1 protein-coding gene is annotated in these 2,098 nt (G+C 50.6%); it reads right to left on the bottom strand.

The annotated features are described in order from the left end of the window. A partial coding sequence (locus tag RMO52_RS23555) for a substrate-binding domain-containing protein (protein ID WP_310419206.1) occupies positions 1 to 1,965 on the bottom strand: 1,965 nt, incomplete at its 3' end. Between the last annotated feature and the right edge of the window lie 133 nt (positions 1,966 to 2,098).

Raw genomic sequence — 2,098 nt, 5'->3', positions numbered from 1 at the left:
TGGCGTGCCAAAATTAAACGGATCGTTAGTATTAGCGCTCTCTAGGGAGAGGTCTTCCGATAAATCGAGATCTTTTTGACCGCCAAAGAAGTCACCGACCGATTTACCCGCGCCACCAGCTAAGGCGGCTCCACCAGCAATAACCGCACCACCGCCAGCAATAGCAGCTCCGCCACCATCTTTGAGGAAGTCACCAACTCGGTCGAGAATGTTGTCGCCCTGGGGATTGAGATCGCCAGTTCGGGTTGGGATGCCGTCTAAACTGACCTTGGGAAATTCGAGATTGAGATCCGTACCGCGTACGCCGTCGATCGAGTCACCGATCTTGCCCTTAATGCCGTCTAGCGGGTTGTTGATGTCCAAATCGGGCATCAGATTGGAAGACTTGTCTGTGAGGCCTTCTAGGGGATTTGAGAGGTCGATCTCGGGATTGGCGGGAGGATGAATCTCCGCAACGCCATCGCGATTCTCATTCTGAGAGGCTCCGCCAACGAAAATCCCTTTGCCCAGAGCGGCTGCGGCTGCGGCACCACCAGCAATCGCGGCACCACCAGCGAGATTCATGTCGCCAGCTTTATTTTTCACCGAATCGACGACGCCATTAAAGTTGATATTTGGTTGGGTGTCGAGGTTCGGGCGTGGGGGTAACGTTCCAGACAGATCGCCCGATCGTAAATCGCCCGATCGTAAGTCACCTGAAGGACGATAACCGCCTAAGTTGGAAGACAAATCTCCCGATAAATCTCCCGATAAACCTTCACCTCTAACTGTCCGGGTGGGAGGTGGTGGATACAGGGGTTTGATGCCCGGTGTGGTCACGTCTGGCGGTGGCGTAATGGTCGTCACCGTGTCTGTCGGCTTTTTCCGTCCTAGCAACCATAGTAATAAACCACCGATCGGCAGTAAAATCAGCCACCAAGGCAACCCACCTTTTTCGGGTTTAGCTGCTGTGGTCGTAGTTGTTTCGGTGGTAGTGGTGCTAGTCCCAGGAGTGGTAGTTTCAGTCGCTCCGGTAGTTCCAGTAGTTCCAGTAGTAGTTTCCGTAGTTGTCGTAGTTGCCGCACCCGAACTGGCTGGAGCGGCAATTGCTGCGACTGCGCTAGGTAGCAATTCCTTGATGGCGCTTTGACCATCTGGGGCACTGGCATAACCGAGGAATGCTTTCGTCCCTTCGGTAGTTTTGCCGTCTTTGTTTTTATATGCGTATGCTAATGGCTGTGAAAATGGGTATTTTGGATTATCTGGTTGCGTTCCGTGGAGGGTAACTGCTCTAATCCCTTTAATATCTTTGATTTGCTCTGCTGGTGCGTAGCCGATCCCATCGTCGCCTAGTTTATCGACGACAGCTTGGGTCGAGTCTTCGGTCAGCTTTTGAGCATTCCTGCCAGTTTTGAGCTTGCCATTTTGAAAGACTGGGTAATTAGCAAAGGCACGGCGGGTATCGCTAGTTTCAGGTCTATCGATGACCTTAATTTTACCTTTGGCACCTTTGGCACTAGGCAATTGCGACCAATCAGTGACCTCCCCTCGATAAATTTTAGCAAAGTCGCTGAGGGTGAGATTGCCCTGATAGGGGTTGCCATCTTTGACGATAATGGCGATCTTGGATCTGCCGATCGATTTGGCGGTTATACCTTGAGCTTTCTCGGCTGGAGTGAGCGCTCGACCGATTCCGGCAAGATCGGCTTTGTCTTCGGCGATGGCTTTGACACCGCTATCGCTACCCTGATACTGGGTAGGCACCGTGACATTCGTGCCGGAAAACTGTTTTTCAAATCGCTCTTTGAGTCCCTGATTGACAGCCTGCATACTACTGGAGCCATCGAGCTGCACTTTAGTTCCCGATGCCACAGAGGCAGGTAAAGGGAACTTATCGGCGGCAGTTTGGGCAATAGCTTTGAGGTTAGTGCCACCAGCCGCTAAGATTAGTGCTAGAGTTACGATTGAACTACTTTGCTGTTTCATTTGTAACAACTAGGTTTGTGGATATTGTAATCAACAATAGCTTAGATCTGTTGTCTGAATAGATACTCAATAAATGCTTGGTAAAGCAAATGTATAACCAGCAACCGAAAACAAGCTAGCAATTTGATTGTTT

It is taken from the genome of Chamaesiphon sp. OTE_8_metabat_110, assembly GCF_031382685.1.
GTDB lineage: Bacteria > Cyanobacteriota > Cyanobacteriia > Cyanobacteriales > Chamaesiphonaceae > Chamaesiphon.
The sequence above is the reverse complement of the archived record's forward strand: the minus strand, read 5'-3'. Positions and strand labels throughout refer to the sequence as shown.